General features: G+C 67.6%; 16 protein-coding genes. 7 read left to right on the top strand and 9 right to left on the bottom strand.

Features of this window, described 5'->3' with window-relative positions:
- Nucleotides 1–66: 66 nt before the first annotated feature.
- Nucleotides 67–894, bottom strand: a complete 828-nt coding sequence (locus LDO86_RS12200; protein ID WP_018768363.1) for an alpha/beta fold hydrolase — start codon at nt 892–894, stop codon at nt 67–69.
- A gap of 81 nt (nt 895–975) precedes the next feature.
- Complete coding sequence (locus tag LDO86_RS12195) at nt 976–2283, bottom strand: amino acid permease (protein WP_018768362.1); 1308 nt, start codon at nt 2281–2283, stop codon at nt 976–978.
- 385 nt (nt 2284–2668) lie between these two features.
- Here LDO86_RS12195 and LDO86_RS12190 point away from each other — a divergent pair, with 385 nt between their 5' ends.
- Genes LDO86_RS12190 through LDO86_RS12170 form a run of 5 tightly spaced genes read left to right on the top strand, consistent with a single transcriptional unit; the run spans nt 2669 to nt 8563 of the window.
- Nucleotides 2669–3379: an NUDIX domain-containing protein gene (locus LDO86_RS12190; RefSeq protein WP_018768360.1), complete on the top strand. Its 711-nt coding sequence runs from the start codon at nt 2669–2671 to the stop codon at nt 3377–3379.
- Entirely contained in the window at nt 3376–4677 is a 1302-nt protein-coding gene (nadA, locus tag LDO86_RS12185) for a quinolinate synthase NadA (RefSeq protein ID WP_056387944.1), read from the top strand. The genes LDO86_RS12190 and nadA overlap by 4 nt, the downstream gene beginning before the upstream one ends.
- Nucleotides 4677–6479, top strand: coding sequence for an FAD-dependent oxidoreductase (locus tag LDO86_RS12180; protein ID WP_018768358.1), 1803 nt, complete (start codon nt 4677–4679; stop codon nt 6477–6479). The genes nadA and LDO86_RS12180 overlap by 1 nt, the downstream gene beginning before the upstream one ends.
- On the top strand, nt 6472–7389 hold the full coding sequence (nadC, locus tag LDO86_RS12175) for a carboxylating nicotinate-nucleotide diphosphorylase (RefSeq protein WP_018768357.1): 918 nt from the start codon (nt 6472–6474) through the stop codon (nt 7387–7389). Before LDO86_RS12180 ends, nadC begins: the two co-directional genes overlap by 8 nt.
- A 7-nt stretch (nt 7390–7396) precedes the next feature.
- Nucleotides 7397–8563 (top strand): cysteine desulfurase family protein, encoded by a 1167-nt coding sequence (locus LDO86_RS12170; protein WP_018768356.1) that lies wholly within the window; start codon nt 7397–7399, stop codon nt 8561–8563.
- 14 nt (nt 8564–8577) lie between these two features.
- Here LDO86_RS12170 and LDO86_RS12165 read toward each other — a convergent pair whose 3' ends face one another.
- Nucleotides 8578–9066, bottom strand: a complete 489-nt coding sequence (locus LDO86_RS12165; RefSeq protein WP_018768355.1) for a GtrA family protein — start codon at nt 9064–9066, stop codon at nt 8578–8580.
- 86 nt (nt 9067–9152) lie between these two features.
- On the bottom strand, nt 9153–9815 hold the full coding sequence (locus LDO86_RS12160) for a DUF1684 domain-containing protein (protein WP_018768354.1): 663 nt from the start codon (nt 9813–9815) through the stop codon (nt 9153–9155).
- 180 nt (nt 9816–9995) lie between these two features.
- Between LDO86_RS12160 and LDO86_RS12155 the strand changes: the two genes are divergently transcribed.
- On the top strand, nt 9996–10823 hold the full coding sequence (locus tag LDO86_RS12155) for a hypothetical protein (protein WP_043424747.1): 828 nt from the start codon (nt 9996–9998) through the stop codon (nt 10821–10823).
- Between the two features lie 67 nt (nt 10824–10890).
- Complete coding sequence (locus tag LDO86_RS12150; RefSeq protein ID WP_018768352.1) at nt 10891–11697, top strand: transglutaminase family protein; 807 nt, start codon at nt 10891–10893, stop codon at nt 11695–11697.
- Between the two features lie 98 nt (nt 11698–11795).
- On the opposite strand, the gene LDO86_RS12145 is transcribed toward LDO86_RS12150, so the two are convergent.
- The 5 genes from LDO86_RS12145 to LDO86_RS12125 all read right to left on the bottom strand — a co-directional run bounded on the left by LDO86_RS12145 (nt 11796) and on the right by LDO86_RS12125 (nt 20034).
- Nucleotides 11796–12263 carry a MarR family transcriptional regulator gene (locus LDO86_RS12145; RefSeq protein ID WP_018768351.1) on the bottom strand — a complete coding sequence of 156 codons (468 nt, stop codon included), beginning with the start codon at nt 12261–12263 and terminating at the stop codon, nt 11796–11798.
- Complete coding sequence (locus tag LDO86_RS12140; RefSeq protein WP_018768350.1) at nt 12263–13372, bottom strand: LLM class flavin-dependent oxidoreductase; 1110 nt, start codon at nt 13370–13372, stop codon at nt 12263–12265. The genes LDO86_RS12145 and LDO86_RS12140 overlap by 1 nt, the downstream gene beginning before the upstream one ends.
- Nucleotides 13373–13485: 113 nt before the next feature.
- Nucleotides 13486–16716 (bottom strand): efflux RND transporter permease subunit, encoded by a 3231-nt coding sequence (locus LDO86_RS12135; RefSeq protein WP_018768349.1) that lies wholly within the window; start codon nt 16714–16716, stop codon nt 13486–13488.
- Between the two features lie 68 nt (nt 16717–16784).
- A complete protein-coding gene (locus LDO86_RS12130; protein WP_018768348.1) occupies nt 16785–18287 on the bottom strand; it encodes a malate:quinone oxidoreductase in 1503 nt (500 codons plus the stop codon).
- Between the two features lie 79 nt (nt 18288–18366).
- Nucleotides 18367–20034, bottom strand: a complete 1668-nt coding sequence (locus tag LDO86_RS12125) for an ABC transporter substrate-binding protein (RefSeq protein WP_026265627.1) — start codon at nt 20032–20034, stop codon at nt 18367–18369.
- Nucleotides 20035–20141: the final 107 nt, after the last annotated feature.

Raw genomic sequence — 20141 nt, 5'->3', positions numbered from 1 at the left:
CGTACTGCTGGATGCCCTGGCGGTTTCAGCCCGGGGCCAGGCTTTCCAGCAAGACCCGGGCCCTGCCTAGACGGACAGGAACGAGATCGCGGCCTGCTTGAAGGCCCTGCTGGTGATGGCGTTGGTGTGGTTCCGGCCCGGGAGGACCAGCTGTTCGACCATGGAACCGGCGCCGCGGGCCAGCTCGGCGAGCCTGGGCAGGATCGCGGCGCGTTCGTCCTTGTCGCCCGCCACCAGCAGCATGGGAACATGGGGGACTGCCTCGGCAGGGTCGTAGGGCTCGGCCTTGATGGCCTCCACCAGGGACAGCAGCGCGAAGATGTTGTTGTTCGGCAGCAGCAATGCCATCTTCAGGAGCTGGGCGGTCGATTCGTCCTGGATCGGTGTCCCGTCCGCAAGGTAGTCCTGGGCGGCGATGAGGTCGAATGCAGCAAGGGGGTCGGAGTCGTTGGGGCCGCCGAGCACCAGCCGGTGCACCAGCTCGGGCTGGGTTGCGGCGAACTCCCAGGCGAGCCTGGATCCCAGGGAGTAGCCCACGACGTCCAGCCCGCTGGAAGGGTCGCCGTCCTGCAGGGGGTGGACGCCGGCGTCGAACGCCGCCTGGAGCAGGTCCGCCCTGATCCTGCTGGGGGAGTAGGAGTCACGGTCCTCCGGCGCGCCGCTGCGGCCGTGGCCGGGAAGGTCCACGGTGATGACCCGGCGGCCGGCCTCGAGCAGCGCCGACACCCAGCCGGTGTCCTCCCAATTGAGCTTGGAGGAGGAGGAGAAGCCGTGCAGCAGCAGGACCGGCCGCAGGCCGGCATCGTTTGCGGGCTCATGGACCGCCACATACAGCTGGGGGTCGGTGCCTTCAACGGTGTGCGCGTGCTGCTGTCCGGTGTGCCTGCCGCTCATGGTGTCAGTTCCCCAATCAGGTACGGCGCCTGGGCGGGCCCGGCGCGTCGGTGCGTCTTCCTTGGAAAGGTACGCACCACTCTACCTGTTGGCAGGCTTGTCCCTGCCGGTGAGGCGGGCCCCGGCAGCACACGCCAGCGCGATGCCGGCAACCAGGGCGAAGGTGCTGAAAAGCTGCACCCGGCTGCTCTCCGCGCTGAGGCCGACGGCGAAAATCACCCCAAGGAGGACCAGGCCCAGGATGGTCAGGCCGGGAAAGCCCTTCATCCGCAGCGGAAGCGGGATTCCGTCCCGGTCTGCCCGGCGGCGCAGGATCAACTGGGAGACCAGGGCGCTGCCCCAGACCACCAGGCACGTCGATCCCACCAGCTGGAACAGGGCGGGCAGGATCCGGTCCGGGAACAACAGCTCCAGGACGGTGGCGATGAAGCCGAAGGCCACCGACACCGCCACTGCGGCCAGGGGCACGGCGGCGCCGTTGAGGCGGGTCAGGACGCGCGGCGCTTCACCGCGCTGCGCCAGGGAGTACACCATGCGGGACGCCCCATAGAGGTTGGCGTTCAGTGCCGAGAGAAGTGCGACGACGGCCACCAAGGTGATGGCGGTGGACGCACCGGGGATCCGGGCCGCATCCAGCACCCCGGCGAAGGGCGAGGCCAGGCTGCTGGACGTGGCGGGGAGGACCGCGGCGATGACGAAGACGGAGCCGATGTAGAACACCAGGATGCGCCACACCACGGTCCGGATGGCCTTGCCCACGCTGCGTTCCGGGTCCTCGGTTTCGGCCGCGGCCACCGAGACGATTTCCGTTCCGCCGAATGCGAAGATCACCACGAACAGGGCCGCCGCAACGCCGCCCAGACCCTGGGGAGCAAAGTTCCCGGTAAGGTTTCCGGCTCCCGGGGAGTCGACGCCGGGCAGCAGCCCCAGGAGCAAAGCGGCCCCCACTGCAAGGAACAGCACGATGACGGCCACCTTGAGGATGGCGAACCAGAACTCGAACTCACCGAAGTTCCGGACACCGGCCAGGTTGATGCCGGTAAACACCACCATGAACAGCAGCGCCAGCGCCCAGACCGGGATCATGGGCCAGACGGAGAACAGCAGCCCGGCGGCGCCCAGTGCCTCGGCTGCGATCACCACCACCAGCTGCAGCCACCACAGCCATCCGATGGTGGCCCCGGCCGTACGCCCCATGGCCCGCCCGGCGTAAACGGAAAAGGCGCCGCTGTTCGGGTTGGCGGCCGCCATTTCGCCCAAGGCCCACATCACCAGGATGATCAGCGTGCCGGCCACCAGGTAGGAGATGAGGACTGCCGGTCCGGCGGCCTGGACACCGGCACCCGATCCCAGGAACAAGCCTGCGCCGATGGCACTGCCCAGCCCCATCATGGTGAGCTGGCGCGGCTTCATGCTGTGGCTTGCCGGCGTCTTGGGCGGGGCTGCGGCGGACATGGTCCGGCCAGACTTCATCGTCATTGGGATGGTGCACCTTCTGGAGCTGGTTCGACAGTCCGGTCCGGATGGTCCGGGGGTCCTTGTGGGACCTTTTGAATTTACCGGCTTCGAGGAGCCGCCCAAAAACGGCAGGAAGAACCGCCAGGGGAGAAGGGCGGGCGCGCCCTTGACCCTGGACCGTTCCGGCGTCCCCAGGCGGCAGCAGAAACATTTCCCATTCCTGCGCCGCTGGTCGTAGAATTAGTTTTGGTCAAGTTGACCATAACTCTGACGAACCGCCGCATCCGGCGATGGGCACGACGAGAGGCGGTGGAACGTGTACTACAGCTCGGCAAACGTGTCTGAGCGGCAGGCCGCGCCGCCCTCGCTGGCCATTTCCACGGTGATCTTCGCCCTGCGGCCCAGTGAAACGTCGGGCCGTCCCACGCTGTGGCTGCCCCTGGTGCGGCGCATCCGTGAGCCCTTCAAGGGGCTGTGGGCACTGCCGGGCGGCCCCCTCAGCCATGAGGAGTCGCTCCAGGACGCCGCGGCCAGGAACCTGCGGGAAACCACAGGCCTGGCGCCCCGCTACCTTGAGCAGCTGTACGCCTTCGGCGGCCTGCACCGCTCACCCACGCAGCGCGTGGTCTCCATCGTGTACTGGGCCCTGGTCCAGCCCACGGAGGCTGCGCTCGCCGACGAATCCGAGAACGTGCGGTGGTTCCGCGCGGACCGCCTGGGCGGGCTGGCCTTCGACCACAACGCGATCGTTGACTACGCCCTCGGGCGACTGCGCAACAAGCTGGCCTACGGCTCAGTGGCGTACCACCTGCTGGGCGAGTACTTCACCCTGGCCCAGGTCCGCGAAGTCTACGAAGCTGTCCTGGACCGCGAACTGGATCCCGCCAACTTCCGCCGGCAACTCAAATCCACCCCGGAAATCGAAGAAACCGGGGAATACCTCCAAGGCGGGAAACACCGTCCGCCACGCCTCTACCGCTACACCGGCCGGCCAGGCCTTGACCCAGACAACAGGAGCACACCATGAGCAGCGTCAACACGGCAATCCAGCTGATCACGCGCGAACAGGCCGAAAAAGGCGCAGCCGAACGCAGCACCTGCAGCCCGGCACTGGCGAGCGGACCCTGGGACTACGACCTGGCCGAGGCACTGGCGGGTGTCCCCGCCTACGGCCCGGGTGCATCCAGCGCCGACCCCGCCCCCGCCACCACCCCGCGCCAGGGCCAGCTCCCCGAGGAATACAAGCGGGCCAGCGACGCCGAACTCGGCGAACGGATCAAAGCCGCCAAAGCCGAACTGGGCGAACGCGCCGTCATCCTGGGCCACTTCTACCAGCGCGACGAGGTGATCCAGTACGCCGACTTCGTGGGTGACTCCTTCCAGCTCGCCAACGCGGCACTCACCAGGCCGGAGGCCGAGGCGATCGTCTTCTGCGGGGTCCACTTCATGGCCGAAACCGCGGACATTCTCTCCACCCCGGAGCAGGCGGTCATCCTGCCCAACCTCGCCGCCGGCTGCTCCATGGCAGACATGGCGGACGCGGACTCCGTGGAGGAATGCTGGGAGCAGCTGGCGGAGATCTTCGGCACCGAGCCCGACGCCGACGGCCGGGTTCCGGTCATCCCCGTCACCTACATGAATTCCTCCGCAGCCCTGAAGGCTTTCTGCGGCGAGCACGGCGGCATCGTCTGCACCTCCTCCAACGCCAGGACCGTCCTGGAGTGGGCGTTCCAGCGCGGCCAGCGGGTGCTGTTCTTCCCCGACCAGCACCTCGGCCGCAACACCGCCAAGGCCCTGGGCGTACCGCTTGGGCAGATGCCCATGTGGAACCCGCGCAAGGACCTCGGCGGCAACGACGAACAGGCACTGCTCGACTCCCGGGTGATCCTCTGGCACGGGTTCTGCTCCGTGCACAAGCGCTTCAACGTAGCCCAGATCGAGAAGGCCCGCGCCGATTTCCCCGGCGTGCAGGTGATCGTGCACCCCGAATGCCCCATGGAAGTGGTGGACGCCGCCGATTCCGCCGGCTCCACCGACTTCATCAAGAAAGCCATCGCCGCAGCCACCGAGCCCACCACGTTCGCCATCGGCACCGAAATCAACATGGTGAACCGGCTCGCCGCCGAATACCCGCAGCACACCATCTTCTGCCTGGACCCGGTGATCTGCCCCTGCTCCACGATGTACCGCATCCACCCCGGTTACCTTGCCTGGGTGCTGGAGGAACTGGTGGCCGGCCGCATCGTCAACCGCATCACGGTGGCTGACGATGTACAGGCCAACGCCAGGACGGCGCTCGAGCGCATGCTCGCTGCGAGGCCCTGATGCGCCGCGGGCCCGACGCACCCGCCCGCCGGCTCGCCGTCGTCGGAAGCGGCATCGCGGGACTTTACGCCGCCCTGCTTGCCGCAGATGCCGGCGCCGACGTGGTGCTGGTGACCAAAGGCGCGCTGGAGCACAGCAACACCTGGTACGCGCAGGGCGGCATCTCCGCCGTGCTCGCCGAACCTGCGCCGGGGGACACCGTTGCCGCGCACATCGCGGACACGCTCCGGGCAGGGGCGGGGCACTGCAACGAGGACGCCGTCCGGCTGATGTGCACGCAGGCACGGCAGGACATCGCCGGCCTCCAGCGCTACGGGGTGGCGTTTGACGCGGGGCCAGCTGAAGCGGGCCACGGTGACGCAAGGCACGACGGCGGCCCGGCCCTTGGGCTCGAGGCAGCACACAGTGCCCCGCGCATCCTGCACGCAGGAGGGGACGCCACGGGCGCGCGCGTCGCCGGTGCACTGATCCAGGCGGTCCTGTCCCTGCGGGACGCGGGTAAGCTGACGCTCCTCACGGAAGCCCACGTCACAGCCCTCACCACCCGCGACGGGAATGTGAGCGGGGTCGAATACCACCAGGACGGCCGCAACCTCAGCCTGGACGCGGACGCCGTCCTGCTCGCCACCGGGGGAGCCGGCCAGTTGTTCGCCCAAACCACCAACCCCGCCGTGGCCACCGCCGACGGCCTGGCGCTCGCCGTCCGCGCCGGCGCAGCCACGGCAGACCTCGAATTCTTCCAGTTCCACCCCACCTGCCTGGTCAGCTCCGCCACCGCCCACCCCGGACGCCTGGACGGACCCCTGCTGATCTCCGAAGCCGTCCGCGGCGAAGGCGCCGTCCTGCTCGACTCCAACGGCCGGCGCTTCATGAAGGCCTACCACCCAGACGCCGAACTGGCACCCCGCGATGTCGTCTCACGCAGCATCGCCCTCCACCTCGCCAAACTCGGTGACCCCAACGGCCACGTCTACCTCGACGCCCGCGCCATCGAACAGGCCAGGGGCAACGGGTTCCTCCAACAGCGGTTCCCCACCCTCACCCGCAAGACCCTGGACGCCGGTATCGACTGGACCCGCGAACTGGTCCCCGTCGCACCCGCCGCCCACTACTGGATGGGCGGCGTAACCAGCGACCTCCACGCCCGCACCACCGTCCCCGGGCTCTACGCAGCCGGTGAAGTTGCGTGCACCGGCGTCCAAGGGGCAAACCGGCTGGCCAGCAACTCCCTCCTCGAAGGACTCGTCTTTGGCCGCCGCGCTGTCGAAGACTTCCTCTGTGGTGACGCGCTTCCTTGGGTGTCGCCTGACGGCGCTCCTCCGCTCGCTGTCTCGGCCGCTGCCGGCCTCCCCTTGACGCTCGCTTCCGGAGCACCCTCAGTCGACGTTTGTCGGGTCCCCTTGGGTGCTGCCGCAGAAGGCGCGGCGGACAGGCCAGATGGTCCGCTCAGGAGCCTGCCGTCCAACTTCGGCGGGGGCGGGGAGGCCGGGAAGGCGTTTTCGCGGGGCGCCCTTCGCCGCCTCATGACCTCGCATGCCGGGGTTTTGCGGTCCGGGGAATTGTTGGCTGAGGCTGCTTCCACTCTTGACCGGTGGGCCGCCGTCGTCCGTCCCCATGCTGACTCGCCCTCTGCCGGCCCTGCCGTGCTTGAGGACCGGAACCTGCTGCTGGCCGCCCAGCTGCTCGTCGACGGCGCCCTCGGCCGCCGCGAATCCCTCGGGGCGCACTACCGCAGTGATGATCCCGCAGACCCTGAAACCACTTACCCTCCGCGCCCGAAAGCGAGCCTGCTCCATGACTGAACCCGCCGTGATCGACCAGGCAGCCACCCTGCGCCCCGCACTGGACCTCACCCTTCCCGTGGCACCGGTCAGGGAGATCCTGGAACGGGCCTTCGCCGAGGATGCACCCTCCGGCGACATCACCTCGCAACTGCTCATTCCCGCCTCGGCCCACGCCACGGCCTTCCTCAATGCCCGGGTGGCCGGGGTCCTCAGCGGCGCAACAGTGTTCCGCGACGCGATGCAGCTGGTGGATCCCGCCACCCAGGTGGAGCTGCTCGTGGCGGACGGGGAAGCGTTCGACGCCGGCACGCACCTTGCGACGGTCACCGGCAGCGCCCGTTCGGTGCTGATGGCAGAACGCGTAGCGCTCAACCTGGTCCAGCGGATGTCCGCCATCGCCACCAAGACCGCCGCGTTCGTCCGGCTCGCCGAGGGGACCCGGGCGCGCATCACCGACACGCGCAAGACCACACCGGGCCTGCGCGTCCTGGAACGGTTCGCCGTACGGTGCGGCGGCGGCGCAAACCACCGGTACAGCCTGTCCGACGCGGTGCTGGCCAAGGACAACCACCTGGCCGTGATGACCGGGGGAGACCCGGCAAAGCTCACCGGGCTCCTGCTGGCCGCCAAGGCCCAGCTGGGGCACACCACCCACTTTGAAGTGGAAGTGGACAGCATGGAGCAGATCGAGCCCGTGCTGGCCGCCGGCGTGGACACCATCATGCTGGACAACTTCACGGTTGAGGAGCTGAAGGCCGGCGTGGCCCTCGTGGCCGGTCGCGCCCGCGTGGAAGCAAGCGGCAACGTCAACCCCGGCACCGTCGCGGCGATTGCCGCCACAGGGGTGGACGTCATCTCGGTGGGGGCACTGACGCACACCGTGGCCGCACTGGACCTGGGCCTCGACGTCGAACTGACCGCCTGGTGAGCACGCCATGATCTTCCTCGACGCCGCCGCCACCACCCCCGTCCGCCGCGAAGTACTGGACGCCATGTGGCCTTACCTCACCGGCTCCTTCGGGAACCCCTCCAGCCACCACACCCTTGGTGAGGCGGCAGCTGCGGCGCTCGCGGGGGCGCGGGCAGCGGTGGCCGGCGTCCTTGGCTGCCGGCAGGGCGAGGTCGTGTTCACTTCCGGGGGAACGGAAGCGGACAACCTGGCCGTCAAGGGCATTGCCCTGGCCCGGCAGGCGGCAAACCCGCATTGGAACCGGGTGGTGATCAGCGCCGTCGAACATCCGGCCGTGGAGGAATCCGCGCGCTACCTGGAGCGTTTCCACGGCTTCGTGGTGGACGTGGTGCCGGTCGACGCAACCGGCCAGGTCACCCCTGATGCGCTGGCCGGGGTGCTGTGCCCGGAGACCGCGCTGGTCAGCATCATGTACGCCAACAATGAGGTGGGCACCGTCCAGCCCATCGCCGCGCTCGCAGAACTCGCCCACCACCACGGAATCCCCTTCCATACGGATGCCGTCCAGGCCGCCGGATGGCTGCCGCTGGACACCAAGGCCCTGGGCGTGGACGCCATGAGCATCTCCGGGCACAAGCTGGGGGCGCCCAAAGGCTGCGGCCTGCTCTTCGTCCGGAGCCGTACGCGGCTGGAACCGGTCATTCACGGCGGCGGCCAGGAAAGGGGCCGCCGCTCGGGGACGGAAAACGTGGCCGGGGCGGTGGGGCTGGCCACGGCCCTCACGCTGGCCCACGGCCGGCAGGCCGGCCAGCAGCCAAGGGTGGCCGCCTTGCGGGACCGTTTCATCGCCGCCGTGCTGGCCGCGGTGCCGGACGCTGTCCTGACCGGCCACCCCTCCGAACGGCTGCCCTCCGTAGCATCATTCTGCTTCCCCGGAACCAGCGGCGAGTCTGTGCTGCTGGAGCTGGAACGGAGCGGCGTGGTCTGCTCCAGCGGTTCAGCCTGCGCTGCCGGCTCGGATGCGCCGTCGCCCGTGCTTACCGCGCTGGGAATTTCCGCCGAAGTGGCGCAGACAGCGGTCCGGTTCAGTTTCGACGCATCGGTAACCCGGGAGGAACTGGACGTGGCTGCGGACGCGGTGCGGGCCGCCGTCGCCAGTGTCAAGAACCTGGGCGCGGGCAAAGGCCGCTGACCGTCGCTGCCTGGTCAGCGGTGCCGCGCGCGGCGGAAAATCCAGTGCCGCAGCATGCTGAAGCGCACCGCCGTGGCCAGGAAGCCGGACAACGTGGTGGCCAGCAGTTCGTCCGCCACGGTGGCCTCCGGATTGAACCAGTGCAGCACACCCAGGCTGCTGCCGGTGATCACCAGGGCCACGGCGATCACCACCAGGCCGTTGAGGTGGTCACGGGTGCGGCGCTGCTGGCCTGCGATCTTGAACGTCAGCCGGCGGTTCAAGGCAGTGTTCAAGAGCGACGTGAGGACCAGCGCCACCGCGTTGGCCAGCTGGGCGCCAAGCCATGGCCGCAGCAGCGCGTAGAGGCACAGTGATGCAGCGGTGCAGATGACGCCGACACCGGAGAAGCGGAGCAACTGCCGGATGACCGGATAGCGCAGGACTCCCCGGTAATGCCTGGTGGCAGGCAGGCGCCGGGTGCTGGTCTCCGGTACTGCTGGTGCGGACAGTCCCTGCCTCATCCGGTGGCACCGGCAGGACGGTCAGCGCCGCGGGCAGGGGGCAAGCAGGAGATGCGCACAGGGCGCCCAGGACGAACCGCCATCCGTCAGTACAGCTCGCCCACGGGAATTTCCACTGCCAGCCGGTTGGAGGGCCCGGGCAGCGGGCAGGCCCAGGCCTCGTTGTAGGCGCAGGAGGGGTTGTAGGCGAAATTGAAATCCAGGACGAACATGGCGCCCGGGCCGGTGCCGGCTACGCCGTGGAAGGCGCCCTTGATGGTGTCGATCAGGTAGCGACCCGCCCCGTAGGTGCCGCCGGGCTGGCCTGCCGTGGCATCGCGGAACGGAACGAAGATCCCGCCGCCGTACCCGTGGAGCTTCCACACCGCGAGCTGGCCCATTTCGGGCAAATCGAAGGTGCCCAGCCGGACAAAGTGCACCACGCCGTCGGTCCCGGTGTCGACGCTCATCTCGCGGCCGGCACCCTCTTTGGTCAAGGGCACGTGGAACCGGTAGATGGGATCGTAGTCGGCGGTCTTCAGCCCGGAGAAGCGCGCCTTGCCCGCGGCGGTCAGCGCAGAAGCCGGGTGGGTGGCGAACATCATGTCACGCTGGTGGCGCCAGTACGAGTGTGCCTCGGACGGGCTTTCAACCGAGAGCCGGCGGACGGTGTCGTAGAGCGCAAAGGTCCTCAGCCGCCAGTCGGCGATATCCAGGGCGGAGATGTCCGCCGGGTTGTCTTCGGCTGCGCCGTGCTGCTCTTCCGCCATAACCCCCAGCCTAGTCCCCGGGCAGCGTGGCAGCCGTCCGACGGCGACACGCCGGGTATGTGCCCGGGGGAACGGATGGCCGGCGCCCGGCAGAGGGGGCCACGGAACACCGTTCGCAAGCGCAGGAAACACCGCCGTGCCGGCCCGGAGAGGAGCCATGCCGCTATTAGGCTGGCTTCCATGACAGGCAAGGAAGTATTGAGCGCTCTTCCCCGGATGTCACTGGTGGCCGCCGTGGTCCTGCTGACGGGTTGCTCCGGATCACCGGCCGGCCCGGGATGGACGGCACAGCCGGCAACCTCCGGGGCCGCAATCTCCGGATCTGCAGCGGCCGGGCCAACATCCGGAACGGCGTCGGCGTCACCGGACGCCGGCGGCACCGTCCCGGCCCCTGCCTCCGCAACGGCCGGCGAGCCGCAGGGGGCGGCCACCGCCGCCTCCTGGAAGACATACTCGGATCCTGCCAGGACGGTGAGCTTCGACCTGCCGGCGGACTGGATCGCGCAGTCGGTGGCGCCCGAGGAAGGCGTGCTTCCCGGTGGGCTGAAGATTGAGGTGAAGAAGCCCGACGGAACCTTCGTCGCCGCGCTCAGGACCGGACTGCCGCCGTCGAACGTCGACTGTCCCGACAACGCACGGCACCCGTACACCGTGATCAGCAGCGTGCCTTTTGAGCTCTCCGTCCCGGGCGGGGAGGGAACCATCCCGCCGCGGATGGTCTACCGGGTGATCCAGGGGTACCGCTACTTCGGTTCCTACGGCATCACCAACCTGGTGGGCGGAACAGACGGGCAGGCGTGCGGGCTGCGCAACGTGGTTCGTGGTCCGGCCGGCAAGGGGGACTACTCGTTCGGCGACCTGGTGACCCTCAAAGCCTTTGCGCCGGATGAGAAAGTGGCACCGGCGAAGGCCTTCGACACCCTTGGCCAGGCCGCCCAGTACGTCAACGAAAGCGCTGACTTCGCCAACGTGCAGCGGATGCTAATGTCGCTGAAGGTCAAAAACTAGTCCCGCTGCCGGCACTCACAAGTGCGGGGTGTGCGACTTACCTTCCCCCCAACACCCCCGGAGAGACATGGAACGCTCTGTTTCCGCACGCCTGGCCTTCAGGACCATCGCCAACACCAAGGTGGCCATGGCCATCGCTGTAGCACGGAACAGCGGCTACTCATCCTTCACGGAGTCCCTCTCCGTCACTGCCGGCGGGGCCGAGGTTCCACTCACGGAAGTTTCCGACCACCACGGCGGCCGGTTCCACTACATGGAGTTTGCCCAACCCACCGACGTCAGCGTGGACTATTTTGCCACGGTGACGGGCCGCGCCGTTCCGGAAGACGCCACCCTGGCCGAGCGGATCCGCTATGTCCGTCCCAGCCGGTATGCCGAGTCGGACCGGCTGCTGCCCACGGCCTATGCCGAGTTCGAAGGGGTCCAGGGAGCGGACCTGGTGCGCGCCGTCCGCGACTGGGTCAACGGTGAACTGCGGTACATCAGCGGCTCCTCCCGCGGCACGGACGGTGCCGTGGAGACCCTCCTCAGCAGGCGCGGCGTGTGCCGGGACTTTGCGCACCTGGCCATCGCGCTGCTCCGCTCCAAGGACATCCCGGCCCGGCTGGCGGCCGTCTACGCACCGGGCCTGAGCCCGATGGATTTCCACGCCGTGGCGGAAGCCTACGTGGAGGGGGCCTGGCACGTCATCGACCCCACGGGGCTCGCGCCGCGGGAGTCGATGCTGCGCATTACCGCCGGCCGCGACTCATCAGACACGGCGTTCCTTTCCACGGTGGGTGGAAGCCTGGTGTTGAACCAGCTGCGCGTCACGGCCGTGGTTGACGGGGACCTGCCCGGCGAGGATCCCTCCCGGCTGGTGGCGCTCGGCTGACTGTCCACCCTGGCTGTCCACCCGGCACGGGCCGTCCTGTCCACCCGGCACGGGCCGTCCTGTTCGGCCGGCCCGTGCGGCCGCCGGGAAGCCGCCTGCTACCGCGGAAGGGGACCCAGCGAACTTCGCAGCTTGTCCGTGAGCCGCTTCAGTTCCTTCTGCTCCGCGGCCGTCAGGGCGGGACCCACCAGCGCGGAAATGTCCCGGACGTGCTCGCGGCCGATTTCCTTCTGCAGCTCCCGCCCCTCGTCGGTCAGCTTCAGCAGGATGCCGCGGCCGTCCTCGGGGGCCGGCATTCTGGCCACAAGCCCCCGCTTTTCGAGCCGCTCCACCAGCCTGCTCAGGCTGGACTGGCTCAACAGCACGTTGTCGTTGAGCTCGTTGAGCCGCAGCCAGCCGGACGGGCACCGGGAGAGCGTGAACAGGACGTCGTATTCGTTGACCGCCAGCTTCCGGAAGGCCCGCCCGGACTGCAGCTTGCGCATCACCGCTACCTGGGCGCGGAACAGGGACTCCCAGGTTTCGGCTGCCAGCCGCACCGGAGATTCCGTTCCTCCCGCAGCCATCACGCCTCCGCGGTGGCTTTGTCGGCGTCCTGCGATGCCAGCAGGGCGGCGACACGGCCGGCGTGGGTGGGCGGCTCGGGAACGTGCGCTGGCTTGAGGGCCGCGTACTCCTTGCGGAGCACGGGCAGGACTTCCTCGCCGAACAGGTCCAGCTGCTCCAGGACGGTCTTCAGCGGCAGGCCGGCATGGTCGATCAGGAACAGCTGGCGCTGGTAGTCGCCGAAGTGCTCGCGGAAGGTCAGGGTCTTCTCGATGACTTCCTGCGGGCTGCCCACGGTCAGCGGGGTCTGGGAGGTGAAGTCCTCCAGGGACGGTCCGTGGCCGTACACGGGGGCGTTGTCGAAGTATGGGCGGAATTCGTTTACCGCCTCCTGGGAGTTCTTCCGCATGAAGAACTGGCCGCCGAGCCCGACGATCGCCTGGTCCGCCTTGCCGTGTCCATAGTGCTCGTACCGCTCGCGGTAGAGGCCGATCAGCTGCTGGTAGTGCTCCTTGGGCCAGAAGATGTTGTTGGCGAAGAAGCCGTCGCCGAAGTACGCGGCCACCTCCGCGATCTGCGGGGTACGGATGGAGCCGTGCCACACGAAGGGGGCCACGCCGTCGAGCGGCCGGGGCGTGGAGGTGAAGTTCTGCAGCGGGGTGCGGAACTTGCCGGACCAGTTGACGGTGTCCTCGTCCCACAGCTTGCGCAGGAGGCTGTAGTTCTCGATGGCCAGCTCCACGCCGTCCTGGATGTTCTTGCCGAACCACGGGTACACCGGGGCGGTGTTGCCGCGGCCCAGGACCAGGTCCACGCGCCCGTCGGACAGGTGCTGGAGCATGGCGAAGTCCTCGGCGATCTTCACCGGGTCATTGGTGGTGATCAGCGTGGTGGCCGTGGAGAGGATGATCCGTTCGGTCTGGGCTGCAATGTACGCGAGGGTGGTGGTGGGTGAGGAGGAGAAGAAGGGCCGGTTGTGGTGCTCGCCCAGGGCGTAGACATCCATGCCGATTTCCTCGACCTTTTTGGCGATGGCCACCGAGGCCTTGATGCGTTCGTGCTCGGTGGGGGTGCGGCCCGTGGTGGGGTCCGTGGTGATGTCGCTGACGCTGAAAACACCGATCTGCATGGCGTGCCTTTCCGTTCCTGGACTTGCTGGGCTTGGCTCCAGTGTAAACCAATTTAGATGCATTTGCATCTATCGCCGGATACAACGCAGCCACGCCGGAAATATTCCGCCGTTTAGTCTGCGCCGGGAGCGGCGCGCCGGCCGCTGACCTTGGGGACCTGGCCGGTGGTCCAGTCCATGAATTCGGCGTCGAGGTCGGCACCCGGTCCCATTTCGGGGCGGGCCTGCAGGTCGCGCAGGAGTGCCTTTTTCTCGCGCCGTCCCTCCACCAGCCGGTACAGCACCGGGACCAGGATCAGGGTCAGTGCGGTGGAGGACACCAGCCCGCCGATCACCACCACGGCCAGCGGCTGCGAGATGAACCCGCCGCCGCCCGTGATGCCCAGGGCCATCGGCGTCAGGGCGAAGACCGTGGCAAGGGCCGTCATCAGGATGGGGCGGAGGCGCTGGCGTGCGCCGTTGGTGATGGCGTCCGCCACGTTCATGCCGGGCCTGCCGTCGCGCGGCTGCCGGTACTGGTTGATCAGGTCGATCAGCACGATGGCGTTGGTAACCACGATGCCCACCAGCATCAGCATGCCGATGAGCGACGGCAGGCCCAGGGGCACTCCGGTGAGCAGCAGCAGGGCCACAGCGCCGGTCGCAGCGAACGGAACCGAGACCAGCAGGATCAGCGGCTGGACGAGCGACTTGAAGGTGGCCACCATGATCACGTAGACAATGGCGATGGCTGCCAGCAGGGCCAGGCCCAGCTGCCGGAACGATTCTGCCTGCTGGGTGGTGGCGCCGCCGATCGCCGCGGTGACGCCGGCGGGCAGCTGGACGTCCGCCAGGCGCTTCTGGACTTCCGTGTTCACCGCGCCCAGGTTGGAGCCCGACGGCGTGATGGACACCTTGGCGGTCCGCTCGCCATTGCTGGCGGTGATGGAGACGGGGACGTCCACCTGCTCCACGGACGCGATGCTTCCCAGCGTTACAGGCCGGCCGCCTGCGGGCAGCGGGATGTTCCGGACGGCGTCGATGCTGGTGAACTTGGTGCCCTGGCCGATGCGGACGGGAAAATCGTTGGTATCGATCCGGACCGTGCCCGCAGGGATGGGGCTGATGGTCGATGCCAGGACCCCGGCCACCTGTTGCTCGTTCAGGCCGGCGGCGACGGCTTTGGCCCTGTCCACCTTGACCTGCACCACAGGGTTGCTGGCGGCCAGGTTGCTGGCAACTTCGCTGGTGCCGGGCACGCCCGTCATGGCCGCGACCATGGTGTCGCTGGCGGCCTGCAGGTCGGCGCTGCTGGCAGCCTTCAGCGTGATGTCCACGGTGGATGACGTGCCGAAGCCGCCCTGCTGGGTGCCCACCGATACCTTGCCCGAGTCGGGCACCTTCGCAAGCTCTGAGCGAACTGTCTCCTGGAGGCGCTCCTGGTTGGCCTTTTCGTCTGTCACCACTGTGAAGGTGGAGTTGGAGGATCCGGTGGAGGTGAGCGCGGCGAAGCCGGCCTGGGCGTTGCCGGAGGTCACCTGGACGTCCTTGATGCCGTCAATGCCCCGCAGCACCTCTTCGAGGCGGATGGCGGCGGCGCTGGTGTCGGCCAGGCTGGTCCCGGCCGGCAGCACCTGCCGTACGGTCAGGCTGTTCTGTCCCGAGTTTCCCAGGAGGTTCGTGGCAAGCAGTGGTGTCATGGCACCGGTGGCACCGAGCACCAGGACCGCGGCAACCAGGGTGATGACGGGGTGCTTCTGCGTGGACCGGAGGATGGGCAGGTAGCCGCGCTGCAGGCGGCTTCGCTGTTCGGCTTCGTGGGCCTTCGCTTTCGCCTCCTCGGCGATCCGCCGGGCCTCGGGGGAGCCGGCGGGCGCCCTGCCCGCCGCGCCCTTGGGGTTTTTTAGGAACCAGTAGGCGAGCACGGGGACGATGGTCAGCGACACCAGCAGCGACGCCAGCAGTGCCATGGTCACGGTCAAAGCGAATGGCCGGAAGAGTTCGCCGGCCAGTTCGCCGACGAAGGCGATGGGCAGGAACACCGCCACCGTGGTCAGGGTGGAGGCGGTGATGGCGCCGGCCACCTCCCTGATGGCGGTGAGGATCGCCGTCGACTTTTCCTCACCGTAGCTGAGGTGCCGCTTGATGTTTTCGATGACAACGATGGAGTCGTCCACCACGCGCCCGATCGCGATGGTGAGCGCGCCGAGCGTCAGGATGTTCAGCGAGTAGCCGGTGGCCGACAGGCCGATGAACGTGATCAGCAGGGACAGCGGAATGGACACCGCTGTGACCAGCGTGGAGCGGGCGGACATCAGGAAGAGCAGGATGATGGCGACGGCGAAGCCCAGTCCCAGCAGGCCTTCCGTGGTGAGGTCCTTGATGGACTTTTCGATGAAGGGTGCCTGGTCGAAGACCGGCGTGAACCTGGCGTTGGAGCCCAGTTCCGCCTCCAGGCCCTTCAGCGAGTCCCGCACCGCATGGGAGATGCCCACCGTGTCGCCCTCGGGTTTCTTGGTCACGGAGATGGCAAGGGTTTCGGCGCCGTTGGTGCGGGTGATGGAGGTGCGTTCGTCATCCTTGAGGGAAACATCGGCAACGGAGCCGATTGTTGCCCCATTCCTGGCACCTGCCAGCGGGAGTGCCTTGATGGCGTCCAGGGAGTCCACCGGGCTGCCAATCTGAAGCGACAGCGTCTTGCCCTGCTCCTGGAGCGTCCCGGCGGGGACCAGCGCGCCGTTATTGGACAGCGCGTCCCGGATGGAGGTGACACCTGTACCCGCCGCTGCCATGGCGTCGGCCCTGGGAAGGATCTCGATGTGCTGGGATGCGCCGCCGGTGACATCGGCGCTGCGGACGCCGTCGATCTTCTGCAGCCGGGGAACGCTCAGGCGCTGCAGGTCGGCATTCAGCTCGCTGAGCGTCTTGTCCGAGGAGACGGCGAGGAAGACGATGGGGAAGTCGCTGATGCTTCCGGCAATGGCCTGCGGCTGGACATCGCTGGGCAGGGACCGCTTGGCATTGGAGATGGCCCGGTCGATCTGGTTCCTGGCCCGGTCCAGGTTCGACCCGTACGTGAACACCATGGTGATCTGGGAGACGCCGGTGCGTGACGTGGAGGAGGTGGATTCCAGCCCCTCCACGCCGTTCAGCGCCTTCTCAAGCGGGCCGCTGACCTGCTTGTCCACCACTTCCGGCGACGCGCCCGGCATGGAGCTGAGCACCGTGATCTGCGGGAACTCAATGGAAGGGATGAGTTCCTGCTTCAGCGATGACATGGTGATCACGCCGAAGACCGAGGCGAACACGGTGATCAGTGCGATCAGGGCCCGGTTTGCCAGGGAAAGGTGCGCCAGCCGGAACATGGGTGGTCTCCTGGGGGTCTAAGTGACTGGTACATGCCCTGGGGGTGCCAGCCGCTGGCCCCGCAGGGTCAGTGGCTGGCGGAAACGCTCTCCAGCTGGAGGGACGCGGCCGTTGCCCGTTCCAGCTCCGCGGCAAGGTTCGGATTCTCATCCAGCTTCACCCCGTAGCCGGGCATCATGTCCTTGAGCTTGCCCTGCCAGCCCTTGAAGTTCTTGGGGAACGTCTTCTGCAGCAGTTCGATCATGATGGGGACAGCGGTTGAGGCTCCGGGCGACGCGCCCAGGAGCGCACCGATGGAGCCGTCGCGGCCGGCAATCACCTCGGTACCGAACTGAAGGATGCCGCCCTTTTGCGGGTCTTTCTTGATGATCTGTACACGCTGGCCGGCGGTGATGAGTTCCCAGTCCCCGCCCTTTGCCTCGGGGTAGTACTCGCGCAGTGCCTCAACCTTCTGGTCGTGCCGCTTGACCACTTCCTTGACGAGGTACGCGGTGAGGTCCATGTTGTCCTTGGCCACGGCCAGCATCGGGATGATGTTCCCGGGCCGGATGGACAGCGGCAGGTCCAGGTAGGAGCCGTTCTTCAGGAAGTTGGTGGAGAAGCCGGCGTACGGACCGAACAGGAGCGAACGCTTCCCGTTGACGTAGCGGGTGTCCAGGTGCGGAACAGACATGGGGGGAGCGCCCACGGAGGCCTGGCCGTAGACCTTGGCACTGTGCTGGGCCGCGATGGCCTCGTCCGTGCAGCGGAAGAACTGGCCGGAGACGGGGAAGCCGCCATAGCCCTTGCTTTCGGGGATGCCGGAGGCCTGCAGCAGGTGCAGGGCCCCGCCGCCGGCTCCGACGAAGACGAACTTGGCGTGGATCTTGCCGTGTTCCCCGGACTTGGGGTACTTCAGCGTCAGGTCCCAGCCGCCGTCGGAGGCGCGGGAGATCCCGGTGACGTCGTGGTTGTAGTTGATTTCGACGCCGTTGTGCCCAAGGTAGGTCACCAGCTCGCGCGTGAGTGCCCCGAAGTCGACGTCGGTGCCCTCGGCCGCGCGGGTGGCGGCGATGCGCTGCTGGGGGTCGCGTCCCTTGACGATCAGTGGCGCCCACTTGGCGATCTGCGCGTGGTCCTCGGAGTACTCCATGCTGCGGAACAGGGGGTGCGGCTTCAGCGCCTCGTACCGGGTCTTCAGGAACCGGCTGTGGTCCTCGCCGATCACGAAGCTCATGTGCGGGACAGTGTTGATGAAGCCCTTGGGCGAACCGATCAGGTTGTTGTCCACCAGGTGGGACCAGAACTGGCGGGAGAGCTGGAACTGTTCGTTGATGAGCAGTGCCTTGCCGGGGTTGACCGAGCCGTCTTTGGCTGCGGGGGAGTAGTTGAGTTCGCAGAGGGCGGCGTGGCCCGTGCCCGCGTTGTTCCAGGGGTCCGAGCTTTCGCGGCCCGGCTGGTCCAGCCGTTCGAACAGGGAGATGGTCCAGTCCGGCTCCAGCTGCTTGAGGAATGCCCCCAGGGTGGCGCTCATGATGCCGCCGCCTATCAGGACAACGTCGGCGTGTGGGGTCTTGGAAATGAAGGTCACGATCAGTCTCCGATTGCAGCGGCTCTGGCTGTCACAGAATATCCCCGCGCGGCCCGCATACTGAAATTGGCCGGGCCCGTCAAGGCTTTAGCTGGACCTTCGTGAAAACTTCGTTTAAGACCGGCGATGCAGGGTAGCTCAGCACCCGGTCTGACAGGGCAAGCGCGGAGATGGGGAAGGCGATGGGGACTGCCGGCACGGTCGCGGCGATCTGGGCATTGATGGTGTGATAAAGCTCATCCCGTTCCTTGCCGTCAGGCAGTCCCCGTGCCCGGTTGATCTTCGAGAACACCTGGGGATCCTGGTAGCCGAACTCGCCGTTCTTCTCTCCGAAGAGAGGGCCGACGAAGTTGTCCGCGTCCGAGTACGAGCCGTTCCAGCCGAGGATGTGGAGCGCGTGGTCGCCGGCGGACTGGACCTTCTGGAGGTAGCCGTCCGACCAGTCCACGGGGACAGGACGGATATTGAAGCCGACGGCGGTGAGCTGGCGGCTGAGCTCGGCGTAAACCTTTTCCGGCGTGGGCAGGTAGGGCCGGGTGACGTTCATGGGGTAGTAGAACTTCAGTTCCTCGCCCGCGTAGCCGCCCTCCTTGAGGTAATCCTTGGCCTTCAACGGATCGTGCCCCAGTGCCGGGGCGTCATTGTTGAAGCCGCTGATCTTGGGCGGGACAAACTGCGTGGCTTTGGCCGTGTTGTCGATAAAGAACTTCCGGATCAGGGTTTCCTTGTCGATCGCAAGCTCCACCGCCTGCCGGATCTTCTGGTTCTGCAGTACCGGGATGTCCTGGTTCATGCCGACGTACATCACCGAGAACGGGTCGCGCTGCACAATCTGTTTGCCGCGCTTGACCAGTTGGTCGAAATTCCCCACGGTCACGGCGTCATAGCCGTCGATCTTTCCGTCCAGCAGGGCCTGGAGGCGAATCTGGGGATGGTTGTAGGCCTGGAAATTGATGGTGGCGATCTGGCCGCGGTCGCCCCAGTAGGTCTTGTTGCTGGAGAGGGTGACACTGTCGCTGCCCCACGCCGCCAGGGTGAAGGGCCCGGTGCCGACGGGGTTCGTGGCGAACCTGGACATGGCCTGGCCGCCCCGGTTCTGGTCCAGGACGTCTGCCGTGCCGGCGGCAAGGGCCGCAGGGGACGCAATGGCGAAAGCCGGCAGGGTCAGTGCCTGGAGGAACGCCGTGAAGCGCTGCGTCAGGTCGATCTGGACGGTGTCGGCCGAGACCGCCGTGCAGCTCTTGAAGATGGACAATCCGGGCTCGTCCGAGTGCGCCTTGAACACGCTCTTGAACGAGCTGCCTGGCGCCTGCCTCCGCAACTCGGCGGGAAACGCGAACCAGCGGTTGAAGTTGGCGCAGACGGCATCGGCGTTGAATGGCGTGCCGTCCTGGAACGTAACCCCGGAGCGGAGCTTGAAGGTGTAGGTCCGGCCCTCGTTGGACTCGTTCCATTCCGTGGCCAGCAGCGGGGTCGGCTTGCCGGTGGTCTGGTCCACGCCCACAAGGCCTTCAAGGATCTGGCGGGTGATGCGCTGCGACTCCACGTCGCTGGACAGGGCGGGATCCAGTCCCAGGGGCTGGGCGGCCGTGCCGAAACTGAAGGTGGCATCAGGCTCCGCCCGCGCGGAACTGGGCGTTCCGGATGTGGGGGAAGGGGACGGCGTCCCGGTGCATGACGTCATGCCCAGCGCCATGAGGACGGCGCCGGCCTTGATGACCGTTCGCCGCGATGTACTGCTGGGCACTCGTTTATCACCTCTGGATGCTGCCGGCTCCGCCCCTTGCGGGCCGGGACCAGTCTAGAGGACAAGGCATGGGGCCAATCCCAGGCACGTCCGGGACGCGCCAGGGC

The sequence above is a fragment of the Arthrobacter sp. StoSoilB19 genome, assembly GCF_019977275.1.
In the GTDB taxonomy this organism is placed as follows: Bacteria; Actinomycetota; Actinomycetes; order Actinomycetales; family Micrococcaceae; genus Arthrobacter.
Note: the sequence above shows the minus strand (reverse complement) of the source record. Positions and strands in the feature narration are given on the sequence as shown.

Excerpts from the sequence above, each read along its gene's own strand:
- LDO86_RS12200 (WP_018768363.1), bottom strand. The coding sequence starts at position 894 with ATGAGCGGCAGGCACACCGGACAGCAGCACGCGCACACCGTTGAAGGC.
- LDO86_RS12195 (WP_018768362.1), bottom strand. The coding sequence starts at position 2,283 with ATGGGGCTGGGCAGTGCCATCGGCGCAGGCTTGTTCCTGGGATCGGGT.
- nadA (WP_056387944.1), top strand. The coding sequence starts at position 3,376 with ATGAGCAGCGTCAACACGGCAATCCAGCTGATCACGCGCGAACAGGCC.
- LDO86_RS12180 (WP_018768358.1), top strand. The coding sequence starts at position 4,677 with ATGCGCCGCGGGCCCGACGCACCCGCCCGCCGGCTCGCCGTCGTCGGA.
- nadC (WP_018768357.1), top strand. The coding sequence starts at position 6,472 with ATGACTGAACCCGCCGTGATCGACCAGGCAGCCACCCTGCGCCCCGCA.
- LDO86_RS12170 (WP_018768356.1), top strand. The coding sequence starts at position 7,397 with ATGATCTTCCTCGACGCCGCCGCCACCACCCCCGTCCGCCGCGAAGTA.
- LDO86_RS12165 (WP_018768355.1), bottom strand. The coding sequence starts at position 9,066 with ATGAGGCAGGGACTGTCCGCACCAGCAGTACCGGAGACCAGCACCCGG.
- LDO86_RS12160 (WP_018768354.1), bottom strand. The coding sequence starts at position 9,815 with ATGGCGGAAGAGCAGCACGGCGCAGCCGAAGACAACCCGGCGGACATC.
- LDO86_RS12155 (WP_043424747.1), top strand. The coding sequence starts at position 9,996 with ATGACAGGCAAGGAAGTATTGAGCGCTCTTCCCCGGATGTCACTGGTG.
- LDO86_RS12150 (WP_018768352.1), top strand. The coding sequence starts at position 10,891 with ATGGAACGCTCTGTTTCCGCACGCCTGGCCTTCAGGACCATCGCCAAC.
- LDO86_RS12145 (WP_018768351.1), bottom strand. The coding sequence starts at position 12,263 with ATGGCTGCGGGAGGAACGGAATCTCCGGTGCGGCTGGCAGCCGAAACC.
- LDO86_RS12140 (WP_018768350.1), bottom strand. The coding sequence starts at position 13,372 with ATGCAGATCGGTGTTTTCAGCGTCAGCGACATCACCACGGACCCCACC.
- LDO86_RS12135 (WP_018768349.1), bottom strand. The coding sequence starts at position 16,716 with ATGTTCCGGCTGGCGCACCTTTCCCTGGCAAACCGGGCCCTGATCGCA.